Below are 24,047 nucleotides of genomic sequence, written 5' to 3' on the forward strand. Positions count from 1 at the left end.
GCGGGTTCAGCCGAGCGACTTGCGCGTCGTCAGCCGGGTCAGCGCCAGCAGGACGGCGGCGAAGACCGCCAGGACGGCGGCGTTCGGGATGATGACGCTCCAGACGTCGCCGGCCAGAAACAGGCTCTGCAGCAAGCTTACGTAGTAGCGCGCGGGCACCAGATAGCTGATCAGCCGAACAGCCAGGGGAACGCCGCGCAAATCGTAGATGAATCCCGAGAGCATCAGGGCCGGCATGAAGGTGACGACCAGCGCCACCTGGCTGGACAGGAATTGACCCTTGAGGCTTGCGGAGATCAGTAGGCCCATCGACACGGACACCAGCAGGTAGAGCATGGAGACGGCAACCAGGAGCAGGATCGACCCGCGGATCGGCACGTCAAAGAGCAAGCGCGCGGAGCCCAGGCAAAGCAGCAGGCCGCCGAGACCCAGAAGGAAATAGGGGACGATCTTGGCGATCAGGATCTCGTCCGTGCGCACTGGGGTGACGAATAGCGCTTCAAAGGTGCCACGCTCCCACTCCCGGGCGACCACCATCGAGGTCATGAAGGCGCCAATCAGGGTCATGATCAGCACGACCAGGCCCGGCACCAGGAAGTAGCGGCTGTCGTTCGCCGCATTGAACCAGAGCTGGCTCTCCACCACCGCTTGCCCCCCCGCCGTGGGATCGCTCCGCCCCTCAGCGGCGCGACGGACACCGGCCTGGGCGATTGCGGCTTGAGCATAGGCCTGGATGAAACGGCCTCGGTTCGCATCGACGCCGTAGACCACCACTTCGATATTGGCGTCACCTTGGGCGGCGCGGCGCGCGAAGTCGGCGGGGAGATGCACGATGCCATCGACTTTCTGCGCCAGCATCAATTCCTCGGCTTCGGCCATCGACCGCGTCAGACGCGTTTCGAAGTAGGGCGAGAGCTGGAATCCGGCGGCGACTTCGCTGGCCTCGGAGGACGGCTGCTCCAGCACCACCGCGACAGGAACGTGCTTGACGTCCAGCGACATGGCGTAGCCGAACAGCAGGATCAGCATCAGCGGCAGGACAACGCCGATGGCGAAGCTGGAGGGATCGCGCAGGACCTGACGCCCCTCCTTGCGGATCAGAGCGACGATGCGCGAGGTCTTCGCGGCGAGCCGCGGGCCGGGGGATGTGGCGGCCATCACGCGGCCCGGCCCTGCAGCGCCGCGGCGCGGGCCTGCTCGACGACGGCGATGAAGGCGTCGTCCATGGTCGGCTCTGGGTTCCCCTCGGTCAGGGCGTGGCTGCGGATTTCGGCCGGCGCGCCCTGGGCGAGCACCCGGCCAGAGTCCAGGATGGCGATACGGTCGCAATATTCCGCCTCGGCCATGAAGTGGGTGGTGACGATCACCGTCACGCCCTGGTCGGCGAGAGCGTTCACCCGGCCCCAGAACTCCCGCCGGGCGACGGGATCGGCGCCGCTCGTGGCTTCGTCGAGGAACAGGATGTCCGGCTCGTGCAGCAGGGCCGCGGCCATGGCGAGGCGCTGCTTGAAGCCCCCAGCCAAATGCCCGCCAAGCACGCCCGCCAGGGGGTGTAGGGCGAACTCGTCCATCACCCAGTCAATCCGGCGGCGGCGCGCCGCCCCGGCCAGACCGTAGGCGGAGGCGAAGAAGTCCAGGTTCTCGGCCACCGAAAGCTGCCCATAGAGGGAGAACTTCTGGGCCACATAGCCGAGCTTGCGGCGGGCTTGGGCACGGCTGCGGCGAAGATCGGCGCCATCGACGTTCAAGGTTCCGCTGGTGGCGGTCAGCAGGCCGCAAAGCATGCGGAAGGTGGTGGTCTTGCCGGCGCCGTTCGGCCCAAGGAGACCAAAGATTTCGCCGCGGCGCACCTCGAAACCGATGCGATCCACGGCGACGAATTCGCCGAAGCGTTTGACTAGGTCACGGACCTCGACGACCACCTCGGCCTTGACGCCGCCGCTCAGCTGCTCGGCCCGCAGGGCGGGCGCCGGCCCGGTGGACATTTTGGCCCTCGTGGCGTCGGCAGCCCGCTGCAGGATCATGAAGGCGTCCTCGAACCTGGCGGGAACCGGCTCGAGGGCGAGGCCGGCGAACGCTGCATCGCCCGGCGCCGTGGTGCACACGATCCTTACGCGTCCGCCCTCGGGCGCGGCGTCGGTCACCGTGGGATCGGCGAGCAGACGCGCCTGCAGCTTGCGCGGCGATTCCTCCCCCCGCGGCGCTGCCCGGAAGGTGCGCCCGGCCGCGACCTGCGCGATGTCGTCGGGACGGCCTTGCGCGAGCACCGCGCCCCTGTGCATCACCACGACGTGGTCGCACCGCTCCGCCTCGTCCAGATAGGAGGTGCTGATCAGCACCGGCACGCCCTCGTCGCGCACCAAGGCCGCGATGATTTCCCAAAGCTCGCGCCTCGAAAGCGGATCCACGCCCGCCGTCGGATCGTCCAGCAAAAGCAGTTCGGGGGAGCGGACCAGGGCGCAGGCCAGGCCCAGCTTCTGCTTCATTCCGCCCGAGAGGCGGCCGGCCAGGCGGCCGGTGAAGGGACCGAGCGCCGTCATTTCCATCAGGCGCGGATATTTCTGCGCCCGCACCGCCGCCGAAACGCCGTGCAGATCGGCATAGAGGTCGAGGTTTTCCTGGACGCTCAGGTCCTCGTAGAGGCCGAACCGCTGAGGCATGTAGCCGATCCGGTCCTGGATGGCCTGCGGGTCCTTGGCCACGTCGATGCCCAGGACGGTCAGCTCGCCCGCATCGGCGCTCAACAGACCGGCGATCATGCGGATCAAGGTGGACTTGCCGGAACCATCTGGGCCGACCAGGGCGGACACGCCCCCGGCGGCGATTTCCAGCGACACGCTGGCGAGCGCATCGAGCGTACCGCCGGCGCGCTGTTTGAATCGCTTGCGCAGATCGCGGCCGACGATCACCGGCGCCGTCATCGGGCCGCGGCCTTGGCGGCCAAGGGCAGGTGCACCGTAGCGGGCATGCCGAGCCTGAGCTCATCGGCCGGATCCTTCACGAACACCCGAACCTCGTAAACGAGGCTCGTCCTGAGATCCGCGGTTTGCACTGTCTTCGGCGTGAACTCCGCCACGGGCGAGATGAAGCCGACCGATCCCTCAAAGCCGCGGCCGGTAAAGGCGTCGACGGTCACCGTCGCTTTTGTCCCGGGCCGCACCCGGCCGAGGTCGGTCTCGGTCACGTAGGCCCGGACCCACTTTGGATCGACGATCGCCAGTGAAAAGGCCGCCCGTTGCGGCGTGACGATCTCGCCCGGTTCCACCAGCCGCGAGCGGACCACGGCGTTCGTCGGCGCGCGCAGGACCGCATCCGCCAGCTTGCGCTGGAGCAAGGCCAGTTGGGCGCGAGCGCCGTCGAGCCGGGCCGCGGCCTCGGCGATGTCCTCACCTCGGGGACCGATCACCTGCAGGCGCAAGGCCTGCTGATTGACCGTCAGGCGCGCCTGAGCCGCTTCGAACGCGGCCCGTGCGTCGTCCAGGTCCTGGCGGCTGAGCGCCCGGCCAGCCGAACTTTGCGCCAGCTCCGCCAGGCGCTCGTATCTGCTGCGGGCGTTGTTGGCCTCGACGAGCCCTTGGGCGACACCCGCTCGCGCCTGGCCGATCTCCTCGGGGCGGGCGCCGCGGCGGAGCTTGTTCAGGACCTGTTGCTGCGCCGCGACCTCGGCCGCCGCTTGGGCCACTTCTGGCTCGAGCCGGCCGGTGTCGAGCCGGGCCAGCGCCTGGCCCCGCGCGACCCGTTCGCCCTCGGTGACCAGAACCGCTTCGATCCGCTCTGCGCCATTGAACGGCAACTCGATCTGCCGCAGGTCGACGTTGCCAAAGAGGGTGATCTCCTTCGCGCGCTTGGCGTGGTGGGTGATCCACCAGCCCACTCCTGCCGCCACAACGAGGCCGACCGCGAGCGCGATGGCGGTACGCCGGCCGCCGGGGATGTGCATGTGGGGCATAGCTCTCCTTCTGTGCGCTCGAACGCGGGCGCCGTGCGACTGACGCCCGCCACGGCGAAGCCTTACGGCGCCGCGCGCCGGTGACGGGCGCCAACAGGTTCATTTCCAGGCTATCAGCGCGCCGATTCGGCCGCAGCGCACCAAAACGAGGCCCCCGGTGTAAGGCGCGAGGCTCGTCGGCGTCCGCTGGGTGTAAGAAGCTGTCGGCCCGGCCGCGAAATCAAGGAGCACACGTGGATCAACTTACGTCCACCAGCGCCACGACGCGCGACTTTAGCCGTGCATCGGCCGGTCTTGCGGCATCGCGCGTGCAAGATCGGGCGCCGCCGAACGCATCTTCCGTCATGATACCGACGCTCGACCAGGCGGTCGCCTACCAGCGGGACGCCTGGGAACGCTCGATCCTGTTCTGGGACGTGTTGCGACGGCGTGCCAACAACATGCTCGAACACGAGCGGCTCGGCCTGCCGCCGCTGTTGAAGTTCAAGTATGAGACCCTGCTGGATGCGCGCACTTTCGATGCGCCGGCGAACTACGCCCTGTTGCGTATCACCGAGATCGACGACGCCAGCGCGGACGCCTGTGTCGATCATGACAAGCCGCCGGTGATCGTGATCGATCCGCGCGCCGGGCATGGCCCCGGCATCGGCGGTTTCAAGCGGGAGTCGGAGGTCGGCATGGCGCTGAAGGAAGGCCATCCGGTCTATTTCGTCATCTTCTTTCCCGAGCCGTGCGAGGGCCAGACATTGGCCGATGTGCTGCATGCGCTGCGGCGGTTCGTCGAAGCCGTCGCCGCCCGCCATCCGGGCAAACCGCCGGTGCTCTATGGCAACTGCCAGGCCGGCTGGGCGGTGACCCTGCTCTCGGCCGACTGCGAGGGGATCGTCGGACCGGCGGTGCTGAACGGATCGCCGCTGTCCTATTGGGCCGGCGAATCCGGCGTCAACCCGATGCGGCTCGCCGGCGGTCTTCTCGGCGGCGCCTGGGCCGCTGAGTGCATGGCCGATCTCAGCGACGGCCGCTTCGACGGCGCGTGGCTCGCGCTGAATTTCGAGAACCTCAACCCGGGCAACGCGCTGTGGGACAAGTACACGGCCCTGTTCGCCAAGATCGACACGGAGACGGATCGTTTCCTGGATTTCGAACGCTGGTGGAACGGATTCTACTTTCTCAGCCGCAACGAGATGGCGGCCATCGTCGAAAATCTGTTCATCGGCAATCAAGTCGAACGTGGGATTTTCCGGATCTGTGAGGGTTGCGTCGCCGACCTTCGCCGCATCCGCAACCCCTTGGTGCTCTTCGCGTCGTACGGCGACAACATCACCCCGCCGCACCAAGCGCTGAGCTGGATCCCCACGGTCTACGAGAGCACAGCCGATCTGAAGGCGGCCGGTCAACGCATCGTCTATCTGATCAACCCGCACATCGGCCACCTCGGCATCTTCGTCTCGGCCAGCGTCGCGAAGCTGGAGCATCGGGCGATCCTGGAAAGCCTCGCCGACGTCGAGGCTCTGGAACCGGGTCTCTATGAGATGAAGATCGACAACCCGACCGGAGATCCCGATTGCCACAAGCCGCAGTTCAGCGTGCGCTTTGAGCCGCGCGGGGTGGAGGATCTGCGCTTTCCCAAGGCCGAGAAGGCCTTTGGGCGGGTACGCGAGGTCTCGGAGTTGAACCTCGGCCTCTATCGCGCCTTCCTCGCCCCCTGGATCCAGGCCAGCGCCAATCCCTGGTCGGCCGCCATGCTGAAGTGGCTGCATCCGATGCGCACCAGCCGCTACCTGCTCTCCGAACAATTCGCCCCCTGGATGCGGATGGTCGCCGCGATGGCCCCCGCGATCACCGCCGACCGGCGCCCCGCGCCCGCGGACAATCCGCTGCTCGCGGCGGAGCAGCGTGTGATCAGCGAGGTGTCGGACGGCTTTAAGATCTTCCGCGAACGGCGTGACGCCACCCAGGAAGAGACCTTCGCCTCCCTCTATGGCTCGCGGTAACGCCGGAGATCATATGCATGGATGTTGTGGCGAAGCATGCGGCGGCCTGCGAGGCGATCGGCCTCGACGGGCGCAAGGGTCTGATCGTCCGCGTCGCCTACGATCACAGCCTCGCCTGGGCGGCGCGCGGGCTGTCACCACGCGGCTGGTCGTGAGAGCCCCGCAATCCGAAAGGGTCATCCATAACCCCACCGCTCACAAAGCTTGAACATCTGATCGACCAAGCCGCAGTCCTGCCGCCTCTCCGCGTCGCCGTCGTCGATGCCGCGCAATCGGTTGTCCTCGAGACCCTGCGCGATGCGCATGGGCGCGGCTTCATCGAGCCGCGTCTCATCGGCGACCGGCACGCGATCGAAGGTCTTTGCAATGATCTCGGCTGGACGCCTGAGCCGGACTGGATTGTTCCGGCCTCGAGCGATGCTGAAGCGGCCGCGACGGCGGTCGGCTTGGTGCGCACAGGTCGCGCGGAGCTGATCATGAAAGGCGAGATTCACACCGATGCGCTGATGCACGCACTCCTGGACAAGGATCACGGCCTGCGGCTGCCCGGCCAGCGCGTCAGCCACCTGTTCGTCGCCGAGGTTCCAACCTACCCGAAGCTGCTCGGCATCACCGACGCGGCCATCAACATCGCCCCCGATCTGAACGCCAAGGCCGAGATTCTTCAGAACGCCATCGCGGTTTTTCACCTGCTGGGGATCGAAACGCCGAAGGTCGCGCTCCTCTCCGCTCTCGAAACGATCAATCCGGCGATCATCTCCACCGTCGACGCGGCGTGCCTTACCTTGATGGCCCGGCGGGGCCAGATCACGGGCGCGCTCGTCGACGGCCCGCTCGCCTTGGACAATGCCATTTCGCGCAGGGCTGCCGACGAAAAGCGGATCGTCTCCCAGGTCGCCGGGGACGCCGACATCCTCCTCGTGCCGGAACTGGTGTCCGGGAACATCCTGGCGAAAGAGCTGGAATATCTCGCCGGCGCGATAGCGGCGGGGATCGCGCTGGGGTTAGCAGCGCCGGTCGTCCTCAGTTCCCGGGCGGACCCGCTGCCGGCCAGGCTGGCCTCTCTGGCGCTCGCTGTGCTGCTGCATCATTGGACACCGGACGCCCGGCCGAAAGCGTCGCCGCCGGACGTGAGCCTGCAATCTGCGCCGCAGCCCGAGCGCGCCTGCTGTCCGCTTCCGGCCTGACGCGCCGGACCCGGGCTCAATCGGGGCAATGAGCTCCCCCGTCGGCCGGACCGCATGGGGGCGAAGGAGCATTCCGCGAATCGGAAGCTTCCGATGAGTCGGAGCACGGTGAGACGCCGATCGCGCGCAGCCCCATCAGATGGCGCAGCTGCAGTGGCGGTGAGTCGACCGGCCGGCGCACGGTCAAGGCCGCAGGCGAAAAACCTCCCGTCAGCTCGCGCCGGTTCTGGAATTCGCTGGGGACGCGATGTCAGACAAGCTCGAGGCCTTTCGACCGGCGAGTCCCTCCGGGCCGCCAGCCCGGCCTTCCGTGGCGCGCCGTGCTCAGGGGGTCGCTGTTGCGCGGGGATGGTGATCCCGGCGGACCTTCCAGATCAGTCGGCAGGGCCCTAGGGCTCATCGAACCGGCTCCATGCGGCCGCGGCGGCGTGTCCGCCGCCGGTCAGACCGGCAAGAAGATCTGTCGCGGTCGCTTAACGCCAGACCCTTACGCCGAGGACGAACTGAACCTCGTCGTTCTTGCCGCTGGCCGCGCGCCGCAACCTCTCAGTTTCCCCGAAGGCTCGGTTCCACGCCACCCCGACATAGGGCGCAAATTCGCGGCGGATCTCGTAGCGCAAGCGAAGCGCGGTTTGGAGCGTGGAAAGCCCGCTGCCGAGCCCCCGCGCCGGGTCCGAGCGTCCGTAGAGATTGGCCTCGATCTCTGGCCGCAGCACGAGCTTTTGGGTGAAGCGCAGGTCAGACGAGGCTTTCAGCCGTGCGGCGGTGCGGCCGCTCTCTCCCACATAGGCGGTGGCCTCCATGCCGTACCAATAGGGAGTGGTCCCCTGGACGCCGAAGGCGAGCCAGGTCCGGTCCGGGCCCTTGCCCAGATCGTGCCGCAGCCCAAGTTGGGTCGCCCAGAAGGGGTGGTACGCATGCGACCAGAGGGCCTCGACGCTGGCGGTTTCGAGTTGGCCCTTGCGCACGTCGCCTTCGGTTCTGAGCCAGGCGCGGTCGAACGGGCCGCCATACCAGCCCTGCACGTCCCAGGCTCCCCCGGACCCCTGGTTGCCGGTCACCGCTTCGAACTGGTCCACGATGAGCGCCCCGAGCTGCAGAGCGTCGGCGGTCTCCGCATTGGGCATGGTGCTGCGCTGGTAGCCGCCCGAATAGGCATAGGGATCGCGGGCCGAGGCCGGCGCGCGTCCGCCTTGCATGGGGGCCATGGCTCCGGCCGCCGCGGCGCTGCTTTGCGCGGGCGCCGGACTCATGCCGGGCATCGCATCCATCGCCGGGTCGGTTCCACTGCCGTCATTGGCGGTCATGCCAGGCATGCTCGCCATGTCGTGACCGCCGCCTGCGTCCATTTGCATCGGCGCGGGCGACGGATCGGCGGGCGTAGGCATGGCCGAGGTCTGGGCCAGGGCGGGCGGGGCGACGATGGTGGTCGCGGCGGCCAAGCCCAGCCAGGCAGACCGGTGCGTCAGTTTCGAGCGGGGGGCGGGCGTTCTCATGCGACGACGATCTCGCGGAACATGCCCGCGGCCATGTGATAGAGGATGTGGCAATGGAAAGCCCACCGGCCGGGCGCATCGGCGTTGACACCGATCGACACACGCTGGGCCGGCTGCACGGTCACGGTGTGCTTGCGAACCTGGAACTGCCCGTCCGGGCTCTCGAGGTCCATCCACATCCCGTGCAGGTGCATCGGGTGGGTCATCATGGTGTCATTGACGAGCACCAAGCGCAGCCGCTCCCCGGCCTTGAACGCGACGGGCGGAGATTGCGAATAGCGGATGCCGTCGATCGACCAGATGTAGCGATCCATGTTTCCGGTGAGATGAAGCTCGATCTCTCGCCCGTCCGGGCGCGGATCGACCTTCACGCCGCGCGACTTCAGGTCCGCGTAGGTCAAGACCCGCCTGCCGTTGTCGCGCAGGCCGATCCCCGGGTCGTCAAGGTTGATCCGCGGGCGGTCCACCCGCATGTCGACGCCAGGCCCGTACTCGGTCCGCGCGTGGCGGGCGATCGGGCCGGCGGGCATCTCCATGCCGGGCATGTCGGCCATGGCCATGCCGCCCATCATGTCCGCAGGCGTGAGCCAAGGACGACGGTCGACTGCCGGCACGGCCGCGGGCGTCGCGCCGGGGGGCCCGAGGGTCCCACGAGCAAAGCCGGAGCGGTCCATCGCCTGGGCGAAGATGGTGTAGGCCCTGTCATCGGGCATTTCGACGTAGACGTCATAGGTCTCGCCGGGCGCGATCCGGAATTCGTCGACCGTCACCGGCTCCACGGGCTGGCCATCGGCGGCGACCACGGTGAGCTTCAGGCCAGGGATCCGCACGTCGAAATAGGTGGCCGCCCCGGCGCCGATGAACCGCAGCCTCACGCGGTCGCCGCCCCGCGCGTGTCCGGTCCAGTTGCCGACCGGTGTCATGCCATTCATCAGGTAAGTGAACGTGGCCCCGGAAATGTCGCTCAGGTCGGTCGGGTCCATCCGGGCGCGATAGAACATTGAACGTGAGGAGAGGGCGGCGGCGAAGCCGCTGCCGCGCGCATCCTCGAAGAAGTCGCCCAGGTTCGGCTGGTTGAAATTGTAGTACCCGCCGAGCTTCTTCAGCTTGCCATAGATCCGCAACGGATCCTCGTCGCTCCACTCGCTGATCATCACGACATAGTCGCGGTCTGCCTTCGGCAAGTCGCCTTCATCGCCGTCGATGATGATCGGACCGTAGACCCCGGTCTGCTCGTGCAGGGTGTGAGCGTGGTACCAGTAGGTGCCCGCCTGAATCACCGGGAACCGATAGGTGAAAGCTTGCCCCGGGGCGATGCCGGGGAAGCTTATTCCGGGTACCCCGTCCATCTCCGGCGGCACCAGCACGCCGTGCCAATGGATCGACGTCAGCGCGGCCAGGCGGTTGGTGACCCTTACCGTCGCTGTCTCCCCTTGGCGCAGTCGCAACAGCGGTCCGGGCACCCCGCCATTGATCGCCGTCGCCTGCCGCGGCCGCCCTGTGAAATTGACATCGAGCGGCGCGAGGGTGAGGTCATTGGGTCCGCCGGCGCCGCCAAGGTCTTGCGCCCACCCCGGCCGAGCCACCAGGGCTGCGCCAATCGCCGCGCCTCCGGTGACGAAGCGCCGGCGTGTCGGTCCGTCGGACGCAAGGAGAGTGGGCGGCATGGGCAACCTCGGTTGGGGGAGGGGAGACGGGCGAACATCGCGTCGGCTCGGGCAGGGGTGCGGGGCTCGCCCCGAGTGGGCGGCCGGCTGTCCTAGACGTCCGTTGGTCCCCACGGGTCGCGCGCGACCCGTGGGGACAGCCGATGACGGCGGCGCAGCTCAGCGGGCGTGGGTGTGACGGCCTTCACTGTGCGCGCCGGCCTCCGGGGCGGAGGCGGGCGTCTTACGCTCCTCCTTGGCGCCGCCGCAGCAGCCGGCAGCCTCGCCCTTCGGGGTCTCGGTCGCCTGGGATGTCGGCCGCGCCTGCTGCGCGGAAGTGGAGGCCTTGGGGCCACAACAGCTCATGATCTCGTCTCCAAAGACGCCGGACCTGCGCTCCCGCAACGGCCGGCGCTGTCCGCTGCGGGGCTCAGAGCTTCGGACGACCTATCATTCGAGGAGGGTCAGCCGAGCTCTAAGTGAAAGACGCAGCTCGGCAGATCGCCTTACGCGGAAAATGGCCGAGGCCCATGGAGGCAGAAGCATGCGCCTGAACACTGCAGCGCCCCCTTGTCGCCGCTCCGGCCCGCGAAGCGTTCCGTTCAGCGATTCCACCGCGGCTTGCGACGTTCGAGATAGGCCGCCACGCCCTCTCGCGCCTCGGGACGGACCCAGCGTGCCGCGTGGCGCTGTGCGAGACTCTCGATAAGCGCGTGATCTGGGGATTTGTAGGCGATCTCCGCGAACAGGGTTTTCAGCTCCGCCACCGCCTCCGGGGCGCTGGTCAGCGCCCAGTCAATCAGGCGGTCCATCGCGTGATCGAGGTCTGCAGGGCCCTCCACCACCTCTTGCACCAGGCCGAGCCGCCGCGCCTCGGCCGCATCGAAGCTACGGCCCAGGGCGCACAGCGCCTGTGCCTCACGCGGGCCGACGGCGCGCATGAGGTAGGGCGCGATCATCGCGGGCAGGAGACCGAGTTTGAGGTCCGGAACGGCGAACACCGCATCGTAGCGCGCGACCGCCATGTCGCAGGCGGCCACCAGGCCAACGCCGAGACTGCGAACCGCCCCCTCGACGATGGCGACCGTCAGCGCCGGAGTGGCCGCCACGGCCCTCAGCAGACGGCCCGCCGCGACCGCGTCGCCGCGGACGTCGTCCTCGATCCAGTCCTCCGATGCGACGGTCACCTGCGCCCGGTCGAGACTCCCGCCGAATTCGCCTTCGGCCCCGCGAAGGAAGACGATGCGCACGCCCTCCGCGCCATGCAGCGTCTCTAAAGCTTCGGCGAGCCCCTCCACCGCGAGGGCATTCAACGCATTGTGTTCGGCTGGCCGCTTCAGGGTCACGAAGACCACGCCTTCGGGCGAAGCCTCCAGCCTCACCACATCGGCTATGTCGTCGACGATCACATTTTCCACCAACGGATCGGAAATGGGGTTTTCCATGGAGATGACCTTCATCGATTGCGCCGATCTCGCGGCGTCTTCGCTTGGACGCGGCTGCAAGTCGGCAGCTTCCACGCCAACGCACATCCGCATCCGCCGCACCGGCGGCGGCGTTCTGGACACCCCAAGACCCATGTCGGCTGGGCGCCAAGCTCCCCACGGCGCAGGCGACCGGTTCAGGACGTCGCCGCGACGCGGTGGCGGGAGGCTCCCGGCAAGCCGCGAGCGGCCGGCGCGCGCGCCAACCCCTGTGCGACCGTCAGCGCGGCGGGAAAGTCCTGTCGGACCTGCTCGGCCGTAAGGTGTCGCCGCAGATGGTCCGCCCATCCGAACTCGCTGTAGGGTCCGTCGGTTTTGACGTACGCGCCGCTTCGCCTCAGCGCCGAAGCGAGACTGCGGAAGGGATCATCCGCCAGATCCTCGAAGCGTTGGGGAACGGCGTCGCAGGAGGACCGGACGCCATGGACGTCGATGGGACGGCACCAACCGCGTGCCTCCATCTCGCGCCAGAATGCGGCGCGGTCCAGCAGGTCGAGCTCGCTGACGACCGCCACAGCCACCCTGGCTACCCCCTCAAGCTTCAGGGCGCAGAGTGTATGATGCCGATCCAGCACATAGGCGGCGCCGCCCGGACCCACGACGGCCGGGACGGGGCGGGCCCGGAGCTCGGGGTCCAGGCGCGCGCCTTGCGCGCACCAACGCCGTCGCTTGTACTCTACTTCCTGGAAGCCGACGGTCATCTGCGTCGGGCGCAGATCGTCAAGCGCCCAGAGCGAAACCGGCCGCGTGTCGATGGAGCGAGTGGGGCGGCTCTCCTCAGAAGAGCTCGGCGGGCGCGTATCGGCGCTGACGTTTCCCATGGACACCGGGCTCAGCTCTCGAGCGCTGCGGTCTCATGGAACGGGAAGAGGATCGCAGGGTCGGCCGGTTGCGACGCCTTGTCGTCGAACTCGAAACGGCCAATCAGGTCGCGCATGACCGCGATCCGGGCCGCCCGCTTGTCATTGGCGCTGACGATGGTCCAGGGGGCCGTGAGCGTGTGGGTTCGCGCCAGCATGGTGTCCCGCAGGGCCGTGTAATCGGCCCACCGTTTGACCGCAGCCAGGTCGACCTTGCTCTCCTTCCACTGGCGCAGAGGATCCTTCGTCCGCGATTCGATCCGCGCCTTCTGCTCTTTCTTCGAGATGTCGAGGTAGTATTTGATCAGGCGTACGCCGCAATGGTCGAGGAGGTTCTCGAACAACGGCGCGGTGACGAGGAACTCCTCGTATTCGGCCTCACTGCAGAAGCCCATGACCTGTTCGACCCCAGCGCGGTTGTACCAACTGCGGTTGAAGAGCGCGATCTCGCCCGAGGCCGGGAGGTGAGCGACGTAACGCTGGAAATACCAGGACCGTCGTTCGCGATCCGAGGGCGGGTCGAGCGCCACCACACGGGTCTCGCGCGGACTGAGATGGCGCGTGATCCGCTTGATCACCCCGTCTTTGCCCGCCGCATCGCGCCCCTCGAAGATCACCAGGATCTTGAGGTTGTTGGCGATCACGTGGCGTTGCAGGCGCGAAAGCTGGACCTGGGCCTCCTGTAGTTCGGCCCGGTACCGCTTGTCGTCGGAAATGTCGTGCTTGCGCTTGTGGCCCATCGTCGTCTCCCATCCGCGACGGCAGCTCGCGCAGCAGCGCGGACAACACCGACCGGGAACAGACGCCGCGACCTGAGATTCGTTACGCGCAGGCCAGCATGCGCGCAGAAGTCGCGGCGCGGCGCGCGTTCCAAGGCCGCCTGTAAGGTCGGGGCCCGGCTTGCGTCCTGACTGACAGACGCGCGCATCGCGCGACATGGCCGAGGAGAATGGACGTGAATGAAGCTCCGGCCGCTCAGGAAGCGACGTCCGCCCTCATCACCTTCGAGGTGGTCAAGGAAAGCTACGGCTGGGCGATCCGGCGCGATCGTCAGATGATGACCCCGATGTGGTGCCGCGACTTGGCCGTGGCGGAAGCAGAACGCATGGTCGAAGCGCTCCGCCGTCACGGCGAACGCGCCGAGGTGCGCATCTGTGAGACCGACGAGGGGGCGCAGGGGTTATCGCTGGCCCAGTGACCGAGCCTTGCGCAAGATCGGTCACCGAGCCCCGGCGAAAGCCTAAGGACGCTGAACCGTTGACAAGCGCCGCTGCCGGCCCCTCATCAGGCGGCGTTCGCCCGGTTCTGCCCGTTACGCATTAGCTCTGCGCAGGCGCGGCGCGCTCCACAATGGCGTTGAGCTCGCAGCCGCGGCAACATGCCGAATGCGCCGGCCTCGGGGCCAAGCCGGCTCTTGAGGAAGGCCTCGACCATGAAACCCGGCGCATGGCGAATGAGCAGCGCGCCCTGCAGGGTGACAACGAGGTCTCGGCAGAGGCGGCGAAGGTTCGCCTCGTCATCTGCCACACGCGCAGAGTCGAGGACGAGGTCGATCTGGCGGTCCAGTCGCGGATCGGCGCCGCGGGCGGGGGCGAGTTCGGTGTCGAGCGCGTCCAAGACCTCAGGGGCGCGTTGCAACGCCCGCTGGACGTCCAGGCCCATGATGTTCCCGGCTCCCTCCCAGACGGAGTACAGCGGCAGTTCGCGATAGAGCCGGGGCAGGCCACTGTCTTCGACATAGCCATTGCCGCCCAGCACCTCGAGAGCCTCGGCTCCCACGACGGGGCCGCGCTTGCACACCCAGAACTTGGTGGCAGGCGTGACGAGGCGGCGGAAAAGCGCCTCGGCGGGGTCGCTCGGCGCGTCGAAGGCGCGGGCCAGGCGAAAGGCGACGGCGGTGGCGGCCTCCACCTCCAAGGCGAGATCCGCCAGCACGTTGGCCATAAGCGGCTGTTCGATCAACGGCCTCTGGAAGGCGGTGCGAAATTGGGCGTGGTGCAGCGCCAGGGCCAGCGCGCGGCGCTGCACGCCGGCGGAGCCGACGATGTTGTCGAGCCGCGTGAATTCCACCATCTCGAGGATGGTGGGCACGCCGCGGCCCTCGTCGCCGATCAGCCACCCGAGCGCACCCTCGAATTCCACCTCTGACGACGCGTTCGACCGATTGCCGAGCTTGTCCTTCAGCCGCTGGAAGCGCAGGGCGTTGAGGTTCCCATCTGGCGTCCAGCGCGGCAGGAAGAAGCACGAAAGGCCACCCGGCGCTTGCGCCAGGATCAGGAAGGCGTCGCACATCGGCGCCGACATGAACCACTTATGCCCGACGATGCGATAGGCGCTCCCGGGTCCTGCCGCGCCTACCGCTTCGGCCCGAGTCGTATTGGCTCGCACGTCGGAGCCGCCCTGCTTTTCGGTCATGCCCATGCCCACGAGCGCCCCGGCCTTCTCGGTGACGGGACGATGGGCCGGGTCGTAGACGCGCGAATAGAGCTTCGGAAGCCAGGCGCGCAGGCTCTCATCGGCCCGCGCCAGGATCGGGACCGCGGCGTGGGTCATGGAGATCGGGCAGCTCGTGCCGGCCTCCACCTGGCCGCTCATGTAGAGGCCCGCGGCCCGCCGCACATGGGCGCCTGGCCTCGGATCCGACCAAGGGGAGGACTGGAGACCCTGGGCGACGTGAAGCCGCATCAGGGCGTGGTAGGCAGGATGGAATTCCACCCTGTCGACACGTTCGCCGTAGCGATCGTGGGTCTCGAGCCGGGGGACCTCGCGGTTCGCGACCCTTCCAAGCTCGAGCGTCGCGGCTGTTCCAAGCGTTTCGCCATAAGCGGTCAGCTCATCGAGCGCCCACGCCGCACCTTCTCCGACAACAGCCTCCATCAGCGCCACGTCCGAGAGGAAAAGGTTGTAGTCTACCAAAGGTGGCGGCTGGTTGAGGACCTCATGGGTCTGAAAACACGGTCGGGCGCTCATGACAGATCGTCAGGCTCCTCAGGGCGACGCCGGCATCCCGAAGCTTCGCGGAGCCCAGTTCGGCTCTTCGCCGTGGTCTGTTCGCTCATCGCTTCTCGCCTCGGCGTGGAGGGAATCTAAAGGACGTGATCTCCGCCATTCCTGCGGCTGAGCGACACGTTTCACTGGTGACAGCGACGCAGCCGATGCGGCCGCATTACCCTCGTCTTGCACCGGGCGGTCGCGTAAGGCCGAAGCTCGATGCGCGTCATGCTACGCGAGCCGATGCGTACGACCCCGGCGCCCCTCCAACCGGGAGCCTCGAGATCGATGCGACGCGTTCAAGGCGAAGTCGATGCATTGCTGACAGGGCGCCCGCCCGCGGCCAGGTTGGCCACCAAGACATCCGTGGCGCTTGCCGTCCTCGGCGTATTGGTGAGCGCTTGCACGACAAGCCCACCAAACACCACGCGGGGAGGTCCGTCGCGTCCGATCGTGAACGCCACGCAGCAGCCGCTCCGGGACCTGAATGTCATGCGCGAGACGACGCCAGAGGTTCTCCAAGAGGCGCTCCGCGCGCCGTACGCCGTCCCTACGGGCGGCTGTCCCGCAGTGCGAGCTCAGAACCTTCGCCTCGACGCCGCGCTTGGGCCTGACGTGGACGCGCCGAAGGTGACTGAGGGGCGCGTGCAGGCGTTCGCGGCTGAGACCGTCAGGAGCGCAGCGGCCCTGCCGTACCGCGGCCTGGTGAGGAAGCTCTCAGGCGCTGCGGCCATCGATGAGGCGCGCAGCGCCGCGATCCTGGCCGGCATGGTGCGCCGTGGATATCTAAGGGGCCTCCTGCAAGCTTGCGGCGCCTAGCTTGCGGACGCCTTAGGGGCTCCCTCGCGACCACTCCGCGCGGTGCGCCTCAGCGGCTCATCGGCACGCAGAGGCTGGATTCGCCCGAGAGTTCGAAGGCGACCACGGCCGCGCCCGCCCGCCCGCCCGCCACGATTAGATCGGCCCCGCCGGCGACTTGCAGGATGGCATCAAGGGTGGTTCTGGGGCCTTCAGCGACGTTGAGGCCCGAGTCCCGGACCGCCGGGGGAAGCGGACTTGGCCGCGTTCAAGGTCGAGACGCAACGGCGCTCAGCAGGCGCCGGTGGGCCTCGGCCTCCGGCTGGACACGGCAAAAATTGGACCACGAGCGTGCCAGGCGCAGCGCGGGGCCGCTCAGAGCTGGCGCTCGCGGAGGTATCCGAGGTGTCGCGGCTCCGCCCCGACGCGCGAGAGTTCGGGGCGGAGCCTGCATCGATCACAGACGCGCGAAGGCGGCGACCGTCCGAGCTCAGGCCTTCACCGCCGCGGGAGCTCCATGGTGCCGCTGCTGAGCCGCGTGGCCCTCATGGCCGGCGCAGGTGCCGTGATGAACGTGGAGGTCGCTGGGCATGGCCGACTTCAGCAGCTCCTGAACCCGCTTGATCTGCTCCGGCGCGCCGTGCGCCAGGACCAGGAATCGATCCGCCTTGATCGCTTCCTCATAGCGGACGACGGAGTCCTTCGGGATGCCGATGCTAGCCAAGGCCCCGGCGAGAGCGCTCACGCCGCCGACGAGGAGCGCACCCTCGGCGGCGCCTAGGAGCATGGCGGCGAGATGACCCAGCACGACGACGGGGCCGACCAATGGCACGGTCATGAAGACGCCGCCCACGAACAGGCCCCAGAGGCCGCCCCAGAAAGCGCCGTTCTTACCCCAGAGCTTGATCCGATCGCCGACGTTGTAGAAGCCGATCACCTTCTCGTCGCTGTGATAGCCTTTGCCGATGATGGTGAGCTGCTGGACTGGAAAATCCGAGCGGCCGATTTCACGCACCGCCTCTTCAGCTTTGGCATGGCTGTCAAACACCGCAACGACAACATCTTCTTTGCTCATGGCTCCGCCCTTCGATCTTCGCCGTCCGACCCCATTGGCCGTGACGGACAAAAGACGCGCAACGCTCGACGGCATTACACGCCAGGTCGTAGGGGCTCGGCTTCGCGCCGGGCGGCCTCAGGATGATCGCCTCCAATGCGCGGGATCCACCTAAACGGCCCCGGTGCGCGGTGTTGAGATGGGGGCGGGCAAGGTCGCCCGTCACCGGCCAAGCGTTGCTCCAACGGGGGGCAGGCGCTGCGTGCCTAGACCGGTCCGCCTAGGCGCTGGCGAACCTTACGAATGTGCTCGCCCTCCTCGCACTGGCAATCGAGGAAGCCGTGTTCCGGGCAGGTCAGGCAAATGGCCTCGAGGCGCAGCTTCAGCGCCCGTCGGCCCCTGTGCAGCTTCACGTTGACGTTGTTCAAGGTGAGACCCAGGCTGATCGCCACGCGATCACGCGGTTCGCCGAGGAGGTCGATGCGCCAGATCAGTTCGCTGTATTCCGCCTTCAGGGTCGGCAGGAGCCGATAAAGGCAGAAGCACACCGCCGCCTCCACCTCGACGTCGGCTTCCATCGGCAGCTCATCCAGCTCAGCCGGTTCATGCAGCGTTTCGCGACGCCGCGAGCGGCGTCGATGATGATCCACGAGGGTTGTGGCGAGGATACGGCTCAGCCAGCCGCGGACAGACTCCACGTCTCGCAGGTCGTGCGACCGGGCGAGGGCCTTGGCCATGAACTCCTGCAGCACATCCTCCGCGTCATGGTGGCTGCCCAGCCGTCGACGCAGGAACAAGAGGAAGTCGCGGTGGCATTCAACGAGCTCGCGCCGCACCGCCGCGTCCGCGGCCTTGGCGGCGTCGCCGCGGCCTGAGGTGGTCTTCGGGTCGTCATCGTCGTCATCGCGTCTTTTCATCGGCGAACCTCCTGGGGTGATGACGCGCAAGGCTGCATGGGCTTACGCAACGGGGCGATGGCCCCCGACCTGGCCGCCGTTCCGCGGTGTTCACACCTGAACCGTTCCGTTTCCAGCAGCCGGCGCCTGGGAGAGCGGCCTGTAACGGGTCTGCATCCCGTGCGTCAGGCCTCCACGGCAAGCGCCTGGTGCGGCTCTCGGACCTCGGCGTCGTCGCGAGTATTCGATCAGCCAGAAGGTGACGCATGGCCCCAGAGACGGTCCAGCAAGGCATGGCCGCAGAAGAGGCGGACGCGCCGCCGCCGCGCGGCAAAGGCCGCGGCCCCGAGTGGTTGCGGGCGCTCGGCCCTGGCTTGATCACCGGCGCGGCTGATGATGATCCGAGCGGCATCGCCACCTACAGCCAGGCCGGCGCCCAATTCGGCCTCAACATGCTGTGGACGATGGCGTTTACCCTGCCTCTGATGGCCGCCGTCCAGATGATCAGCGCGCGGATCGGCCGCGTGACAGGCGCGGGCCTGGCGGCGAACATGGGCCGCGTCTTCCCCCGCTGGGCGGTCACCTCGCTGGTGGCGTTGCTGTTCGTCGCCAACACCATCAACATCGCCGCCGACTTAGCGGCCATGGGCGCGGCGGCTCAGCTCGTCTTCGGCCGCGGCGCCCATCTCTTCACGCTTCTGTTCGGCTTGGGATCGCTCCTGCTGCAGGTTTTCGTGCCCTATCACCGCTATGTCCGGTTCCTGAAGTGGCTGACCCTGGCGCTGTTCGCCTATGTCGGGGTCATCTTCACCGTCCATATCGATTGGGGGCAGGTGGCCGCGCGAACCTTCGCGCCCCACGTGGAGCTGAACGGCGCACTGATGACCTTGGTGGTCGCGGTGTTCGGCACCACCATCAGCCCCTACCTATTCTTCTGGCAGAGCTCGCAGGAGGTGGAGGACCAGGAAGCCGATCCCGATCAGGCCGCGCTGCTCGCCGCACCCGCCCAGGCGCCCCGACAGCTGCGTCGTATCCGCTGGGACACGTTGGTGGGCATGGGTATGTCCAATCTGATCGCCTTTTTCATCATCCTGACGACGGCGGTCACGCTCAACGCCGCCGGCAAAACCGACATCCAGACGTCCGTCGACGCGGCGGCGGCCCTGGAGCCGGTGGCTGGCCGCTTCGCCTTCCTGCTGTTCAGCCTGGGGGTGATCGGAACCGGATTGCTCGCCATCCCGGTGCTGGCCGGCTCGGCGGGCTATGCGGTGGCGGAGGCGCGTGGCTGGGTCAGCGGACTGGAGCGAAAACCCAGGTCCGCGCTCGGCTTCTACGCCGTCATCGCCCTCGCCACCGGGCTGGGCTTCGCCCTGCACGACTCGCCGCTCGATCCGATCAAGGCGTTGTTCTGGAGCGCGGTCCTGAACGGCCTGATCTCTGTGCCGATCATGGCGGCGATGATGATCGTGGTCGGCCGGCGCTCGGTGATGGGGCCGTTCACGGCGCCCCCGATCCAGCGCCTCTTAGGTTGGGTGGCCACCCTGGTGATGGCGGCCGTGGCGCTCGGCATGTTCGTCTTCCGGTGAGCGGCGCGACGGGCGCGCCCAACTCGGGGTTTCATCCCAGGCGCCCCGAGGCGCTGGTTCGCGCGCAGATCACCGACAACTCGGCTGGCGGCGACGCGGCCCTGCCGCTCGTCGCGATCGCCGCCCAGTGTCGGCTTGGGCCGCCGCGCCGCCGCCTGTTGAACTCAAAACCGGCCGTCACCGAGCCCGCTCAGATCTTGACCGTTCGCAGTCGCAAGGCGTTGCCGATGACGCTCACCGAAGAGGCCGCCATCGCCGCCGCGGCGATGATCGGTGAGAGCAGGAGGCCGAAGACGGGATATAGCACCCCGGCGGCGATTGGGATTCCGGCGATGTTGTAGGCGAACGCGAACACCAGGTTCTGTCGGATGTTGCGCATCACCGCGTGGCTGAGCCGCCGCGCGCGCGCCAGAGCCAGCAGGTCACCCGTCAGCAGGGTGACTCCGGCGCTCTCGATGGCCACGTCTGCGCCCGCGCCCATGGCGATGCCGACATCGGCGGCCGCCAGCGCTGGCGCGTCATTGACCCCATCACCGGCCATGGCCACCACGCGGCCCTCGTTGCGGAGCCTCGCCACGACGGAGGCCTTGTCCTGCGGCAGCACCTCGGCGGCGACCTCGTCGATGCCGAGCCGTCGGGCCACCGCGTCCGCCGTCGTCTGATTGTCTCCGGTCATCATTACGACCCGGATCTGCGCGGCCTTGAGCGCGCGCACGGCTTCCGCGCTGGTCGCCTTGATCGGGTCGGCGATGCCGATGACGCCGGCCAGGCGACCCTCGATGGCGACGAAGATCGCGGTGGCGCCCTCCTGGCGCAGGGTCTCGGCTGTCGCCTCCAGGGACGCCGTCTCGACGCCCTGTGACTTGAGGAACTTAGGATTGCCGAGCACGAGACGGCGCCCGTCGACCTGGCCGAGCACGCCGCGGCCGACGGGAGACTCGAACTCGGTGGGATCGCTGAGGGTGAGCTTTCGTTCGACCGCCGCGCGAACGATGGCGTCCCCAAGCGGATGCTCGCTGGCGCGCTCCAGGCTCGCGGCGAGCCTCAGGAGCTCCGTCTCATCCTGACCCTCGGCGGCCTTGAGCGCGGTCACGGCCGGATGGCCTTCGGTCAAGGTGCCAGTCTTGTCGACGACTAGGGTGTCGACCCGCTCGAACCGTTCGAGCGCCTCGGCGTTGCGGATGAGGACGCCGCTGCGCGCGCCGCGGCCGACGCCCACCATGATCGACATCGGCGTGGCCAGCCCCAAGGCGCAGGGACAGGCGATGATCAACACGGAGACAGCGGCGATCAGCGCATAGCCGAAGCGGGGTTCGGGGCCAACGGCCCACCAGACCGCGAAGGCGACAACGGCCACGCCGATGACCGCCGGCACGAACCAGCCGGAGACCTGGTCGGCCAGCCGCTGGATCGGCGCGCGGCTGCGCTGGGCCTGGGCCACCAGTTGCACTATCTGCGACAGGAGGGTGTCGGCGCCAACCCGCTCGGCGCGCATGACGAACGACCCCGTGGTGTTGATCGAGGCGCCGATCACCTTGGCGCCTTGCTCCTTCGTCACCGGCATGGACTCGCCCGTCACCATCGATTCGTCCACGGTGGCGCGGCCTTCGATCAGTTCGCCATCGACCGGCACCTTCTCGCCCGGCCGCACCCGCAGCCGGTCGCCAACCCCGATCTGGTCCAGGATCACTTCCTCGTCGCCGCCGTCCGGGCGCACGCGACGCGCGGTCTTCGGCGCGAGATCGAGGAGGGCGCGTATGGCGCCGGAGGTCTGTTCGCGCGCCCTGAGCTCGAGGACCTGCCCGAGCAGGACGAGTACGGTGATCACCGCGGCGGCTTCGAAATAGACCGGCACCGCACCCTGGGCGCCGCGGATCGCCGCCGGGAAGGCGTGCGGTGCGAGCAGCGCCACCACGCTGTAGGCCCAGGCCACGCCGACCCCCATGGAGACCAGCGTGAACATGTTGAGGCGGCGGGTGCGCAAGGACGCCCATCCCCGCGCGAAGAACGTCCAGCCGGCCCACCAGACGACGGGGGTGGCGAGCGCGAACTGAATCCAGTCGGAGACATGCCGGTCGACCGCATCATCAGACCGGTCAGGTGACCGCCCATCTCCAGGGCGAGGACGGGAAGCGCGAGCACCAGGCCGACCCAGAAGCGGCGGGTCATGTCGACGAGTTCGGGGTTGGGTTGGGTCCCGGCCTCGATCGTCTCCGGTTCCAGCGCCATGCCGCAGATCGGACAGGATCCTGGACCGAGCTGGCGGATCTGCGGGTGCATCGGGCACGTGTAGATGGCCCCCGCCGACGCCGGAGCCGACTCGACCGCTGCCGGCGAAAGATAGCGCGCCGGCTCGCTGATGAATTTCTCACGGCAACCGGCGGAGCAGAAGTGATAGGCGCGGCCCTCATGCTGCGCGTGGTGCGGCGTGGTCTCAGGGTCCACGGTCATCCCGCAGACTGGATCGACAACCTTCGCCGTGTCGGCCGCCGGGTCTTTCACCGCGGAGGCCTGATCATGTCGATGATGAATGTTCGTCACGCTGAACTCCCGCTCGGGATAAGGGCTTCCGGGGCGGAGAAGCCGCCTTGAAATTACCGGATCGGGGTATAGCCTCGATCCTGCAGATGATCTCCTCCGACAAGGCTCGACTCCGCAATCGGTTGCGCCGGCTCGAAGGCCAGATCGGCGGCGTTACGCGCATGCTTGACGCCGATCGCGACGCGCAAGACCTGCTGACGCAGTTGCAGGCGGCGCGCGCCGCGCTCGCCCGCGTCGAGGCGGAAATCCTCCAGTCGCTGGTGGATGCGTGGCTGGCTCGCGCACAGGCCGGCGGACGCTCGCCCGAGGCGACCGCCGAAATGAGAAGGCTGCTGAAGCATGCCTTGCGCTAGCGCTAGGCTACCGCCAGTCGGCCCGCGGGGGCTTGGCGCAAATCGGCTTCCGCTCACCCGGTGACCGCCGTCAGCGCGCCGATGCCAAGGCTGGCGTTGGTGAGGGCGATCGAGGCGCTCGGATCGTTCACCGTGCCGGCGAGCGCGCGGATGGCGTCGATCGTCTCGGGAATGACGATCGCCTGGTTATCGACCATGTAGGCGTAGAACAGCTCGTCGCCTTGGACCCGCAGCATGTCGGCCCAAAGCGCAACCTCATAGAGGTCGCCGTGGGGACGACCGAGGTCCGCAGTCATCTCCTTGACGACATTGAGCGCGACAACCCCATCCCCCATCGAGACGGGCGCGATGCGGCTCGAGGTGGCGAACGCCGCCAGCACCTCGGCCCGATCGGCGGGCCGGGTCAGCTGCACGGCCCAGTAATGCAGATGCCCGAGGGTCTCGGGAACCTTCACGGCCATGGTCACGACGTCGAGCTCGGGGTCGACGCTCTGCGCGTCAGGTCCTTGATGGCTCGGAATGTCCGGCTCCGGAACCAGGGTGTTCATGATCCCGCTGTGATCGCTCTCCCAGGGATCAGTTGCCCGCCTCAGCAGCGTGCCGCGCGCCCGCCACAGCAGCCCGGCGCGCTTCAGGGCCGACAGGGTGCGCACAATCGAGGTGGTGTTGCAGGAAACCACGCGCGTGGCGGGGCGCGAGAATGCTCCAGCATAGCTGGCTTCGGCGACGAAGGAATGCCCGGTGATCTCGTGTCTCTCGCCGCCCTGGACGATGAAGGGCTTGCCCGCTTGGCGGTAGAGCGCCGCGTTGGCGGCGCCGACGCGTTTGGGCGTGCAGTCGACGACGATGTCGGCCGCGCCGATCATATCTGCAAGGACGCCGGCGGGGGCGAGGCCGGCTTTGCGCATCGCCTCGCAATGCTCCGCCGTTGCGCCATAAAGCGAGAAGCCGCGGCGCGCAGCGTCGCGCAGGCGCCAGTCGGCGGTGACTTCGCCGATGCCCACCAGGACCATATCCTGCTGACGGGCGACGGCCGCGGCCACGCGCTTACCGATGACGCCATAGCCGTTGACGGCGACCTGGATCTTCTGGGGCTCAGTCATGGACGTGTCCTCGTATGTCAGCGGCTGGGGCGGCTCACGCGCTGGCGCGACGCTCGTCGTCGATCATATAGTCGCGGGTGAGCGGCAAGGCCCCGACGTCGCGGGTCAA

At 68.0% G+C, this 24,047-nt stretch carries 19 protein-coding genes and 1 pseudogene; 6 read left to right on the forward strand and 14 right to left on the reverse strand.

The features are described from left to right. Window positions 1-6 precede the first annotated feature (6 nt). From MQH10_RS00505 to MQH10_RS00515, 3 genes are read right to left on the reverse strand one after another with little or no spacing between them, the layout of a single operon-like run. Window positions 7-1,158 carry an ABC transporter permease gene (locus MQH10_RS00505; RefSeq protein WP_242562115.1) on the reverse strand — a complete coding sequence of 384 codons (1,152 nt, stop codon included), beginning with the start codon at window positions 1,156-1,158 and terminating at the stop codon, window positions 7-9. Beyond that, window positions 1,158-2,921 (reverse strand): ATP-binding cassette domain-containing protein, encoded by a 1,764-nt coding sequence (locus MQH10_RS00510; RefSeq protein ID WP_242562116.1) that lies wholly within the window; start codon window positions 2,919-2,921, stop codon window positions 1,158-1,160. The genes MQH10_RS00505 and MQH10_RS00510 overlap by 1 nt, the downstream gene beginning before the upstream one ends. Continuing rightward, complete coding sequence (locus MQH10_RS00515; RefSeq protein ID WP_242562117.1) at window positions 2,918-3,940, reverse strand: HlyD family secretion protein; 1,023 nt, start codon at window positions 3,938-3,940, stop codon at window positions 2,918-2,920. Before MQH10_RS00515 ends, MQH10_RS00510 begins: the two co-directional genes overlap by 4 nt. An 89-nt stretch (window positions 3,941-4,029) precedes the next feature. On the opposite strand from MQH10_RS00515, the gene MQH10_RS00520 reads away from it, so the two are divergent. The 3 genes from MQH10_RS00520 to MQH10_RS00530 all read left to right on the forward strand — a co-directional run bounded on the left by MQH10_RS00520 (window position 4,030) and on the right by MQH10_RS00530 (window position 7,130). Next, on the forward strand, window positions 4,030-5,943 hold the full coding sequence (locus tag MQH10_RS00520; protein ID WP_242562118.1) for a DUF3141 domain-containing protein: 1,914 nt from the start codon (window positions 4,030-4,032) through the stop codon (window positions 5,941-5,943). A gap of 17 nt (window positions 5,944-5,960) precedes the next feature. Next, window positions 5,961-6,098, forward strand: a complete 138-nt coding sequence (locus MQH10_RS00525; protein WP_242562119.1) for a hypothetical protein — start codon at window positions 5,961-5,963, stop codon at window positions 6,096-6,098. Between the two features lie 78 nt (window positions 6,099-6,176). After that, window positions 6,177-7,130: a bifunctional enoyl-CoA hydratase/phosphate acetyltransferase gene (locus tag MQH10_RS00530; RefSeq protein WP_242562368.1), complete on the forward strand. Its 954-nt coding sequence runs from the start codon at window positions 6,177-6,179 to the stop codon at window positions 7,128-7,130. A 473-nt stretch (window positions 7,131-7,603) separates the two neighbouring features. Here the strand turns inward: MQH10_RS00530 and MQH10_RS00535 are convergent, their stop codons facing one another. The 6 genes from MQH10_RS00535 to ppk2 all read right to left on the reverse strand — a co-directional run bounded on the left by MQH10_RS00535 (window position 7,604) and on the right by ppk2 (window position 13,356). Further along, window positions 7,604-8,626 carry a copper resistance protein B gene (locus tag MQH10_RS00535; protein ID WP_242562120.1) on the reverse strand — a complete coding sequence of 341 codons (1,023 nt, stop codon included), beginning with the start codon at window positions 8,624-8,626 and terminating at the stop codon, window positions 7,604-7,606. Next, window positions 8,623-10,293 carry a copper resistance system multicopper oxidase gene (locus tag MQH10_RS00540; RefSeq protein ID WP_242562121.1) on the reverse strand — a complete coding sequence of 557 codons (1,671 nt, stop codon included), beginning with the start codon at window positions 10,291-10,293 and terminating at the stop codon, window positions 8,623-8,625. The genes MQH10_RS00535 and MQH10_RS00540 overlap by 4 nt, the downstream gene beginning before the upstream one ends. 159 nt (window positions 10,294-10,452) lie before the next feature. Further along, window positions 10,453-10,638: a hypothetical protein gene (locus MQH10_RS00545; RefSeq protein ID WP_242562122.1), complete on the reverse strand. Its 186-nt coding sequence runs from the start codon at window positions 10,636-10,638 to the stop codon at window positions 10,453-10,455. Window positions 10,639-10,874: 236 nt separating this feature from the next. Then, window positions 10,875-11,732, reverse strand: a complete 858-nt coding sequence (locus MQH10_RS00550) for an enoyl-CoA hydratase-related protein (RefSeq protein WP_242562123.1) — start codon at window positions 11,730-11,732, stop codon at window positions 10,875-10,877. 161 nt (window positions 11,733-11,893) lie between these two features. Then, window positions 11,894-12,577 carry a ParB/Srx family N-terminal domain-containing protein gene (locus MQH10_RS00555; protein WP_242562124.1) on the reverse strand — a complete coding sequence of 228 codons (684 nt, stop codon included), beginning with the start codon at window positions 12,575-12,577 and terminating at the stop codon, window positions 11,894-11,896. A gap of 11 nt (window positions 12,578-12,588) precedes the next feature. Next, window positions 12,589-13,356 (reverse strand): polyphosphate kinase 2, encoded by a 768-nt coding sequence (gene ppk2 / locus MQH10_RS00560; protein WP_242562125.1) that lies wholly within the window; start codon window positions 13,354-13,356, stop codon window positions 12,589-12,591. A 215-nt stretch (window positions 13,357-13,571) separates the two neighbouring features. Between ppk2 and MQH10_RS00565 the strand changes: the two genes are divergently transcribed. After that, window positions 13,572-13,814: a hypothetical protein gene (locus MQH10_RS00565; RefSeq protein WP_242562126.1), complete on the forward strand. Its 243-nt coding sequence runs from the start codon at window positions 13,572-13,574 to the stop codon at window positions 13,812-13,814. Window positions 13,815-13,900: 86 nt separating this feature from the next. On the opposite strand, the gene MQH10_RS00570 is transcribed toward MQH10_RS00565, so the two are convergent. The 3 genes from MQH10_RS00570 to MQH10_RS00580 form a co-directional block, all read right to left on the reverse strand. Beyond that, window positions 13,901-15,586 (reverse strand): isovaleryl-CoA dehydrogenase, encoded by a 1,686-nt coding sequence (locus MQH10_RS00570; RefSeq protein WP_242562127.1) that lies wholly within the window; start codon window positions 15,584-15,586, stop codon window positions 13,901-13,903. Between the two features lie 1,309 nt (window positions 15,587-16,895). Further along, complete coding sequence (locus tag MQH10_RS00575) at window positions 16,896-17,480, reverse strand: DUF1269 domain-containing protein (RefSeq protein ID WP_242562128.1); 585 nt, start codon at window positions 17,478-17,480, stop codon at window positions 16,896-16,898. Window positions 17,481-17,725: 245 nt separating this feature from the next. Further along, window positions 17,726-18,406, reverse strand: a complete 681-nt coding sequence (locus MQH10_RS00580) for an RNA polymerase sigma factor (protein WP_242562129.1) — start codon at window positions 18,404-18,406, stop codon at window positions 17,726-17,728. Between the two features lie 215 nt (window positions 18,407-18,621). Between MQH10_RS00580 and MQH10_RS00585 the strand changes: the two genes are divergently transcribed. Next, window positions 18,622-19,941 carry an NRAMP family divalent metal transporter gene (locus MQH10_RS00585; protein ID WP_242562130.1) on the forward strand — a complete coding sequence of 440 codons (1,320 nt, stop codon included), beginning with the start codon at window positions 18,622-18,624 and terminating at the stop codon, window positions 19,939-19,941. A 190-nt stretch (window positions 19,942-20,131) separates the two neighbouring features. Here MQH10_RS00585 and MQH10_RS00590 read toward each other — a convergent pair. Beyond that, window positions 20,132-22,473 (reverse strand): annotated as a pseudogene (locus MQH10_RS00590) (heavy metal translocating P-type ATPase). 95 nt (window positions 22,474-22,568) lie between these two features. Between MQH10_RS00590 and MQH10_RS00595 the strand changes: the two are divergent. Next, window positions 22,569-22,835, forward strand: a complete 267-nt coding sequence (locus MQH10_RS00595) for a metal-sensing transcriptional repressor (protein ID WP_242562131.1) — start codon at window positions 22,569-22,571, stop codon at window positions 22,833-22,835. A 53-nt stretch (window positions 22,836-22,888) separates the two neighbouring features. Here the strand turns inward: MQH10_RS00595 and MQH10_RS00600 are convergent, their stop codons facing one another. Then, on the reverse strand, window positions 22,889-23,938 hold the full coding sequence (locus tag MQH10_RS00600) for a type II glyceraldehyde-3-phosphate dehydrogenase (protein WP_242562132.1): 1,050 nt from the start codon (window positions 23,936-23,938) through the stop codon (window positions 22,889-22,891). Window positions 23,939-24,047 lie beyond the last annotated feature (109 nt).

Source organism: Phenylobacterium aquaticum (genome assembly GCF_022695515.1).
GTDB lineage: Bacteria > Pseudomonadota > Alphaproteobacteria > Caulobacterales > Caulobacteraceae > Phenylobacterium > Phenylobacterium aquaticum.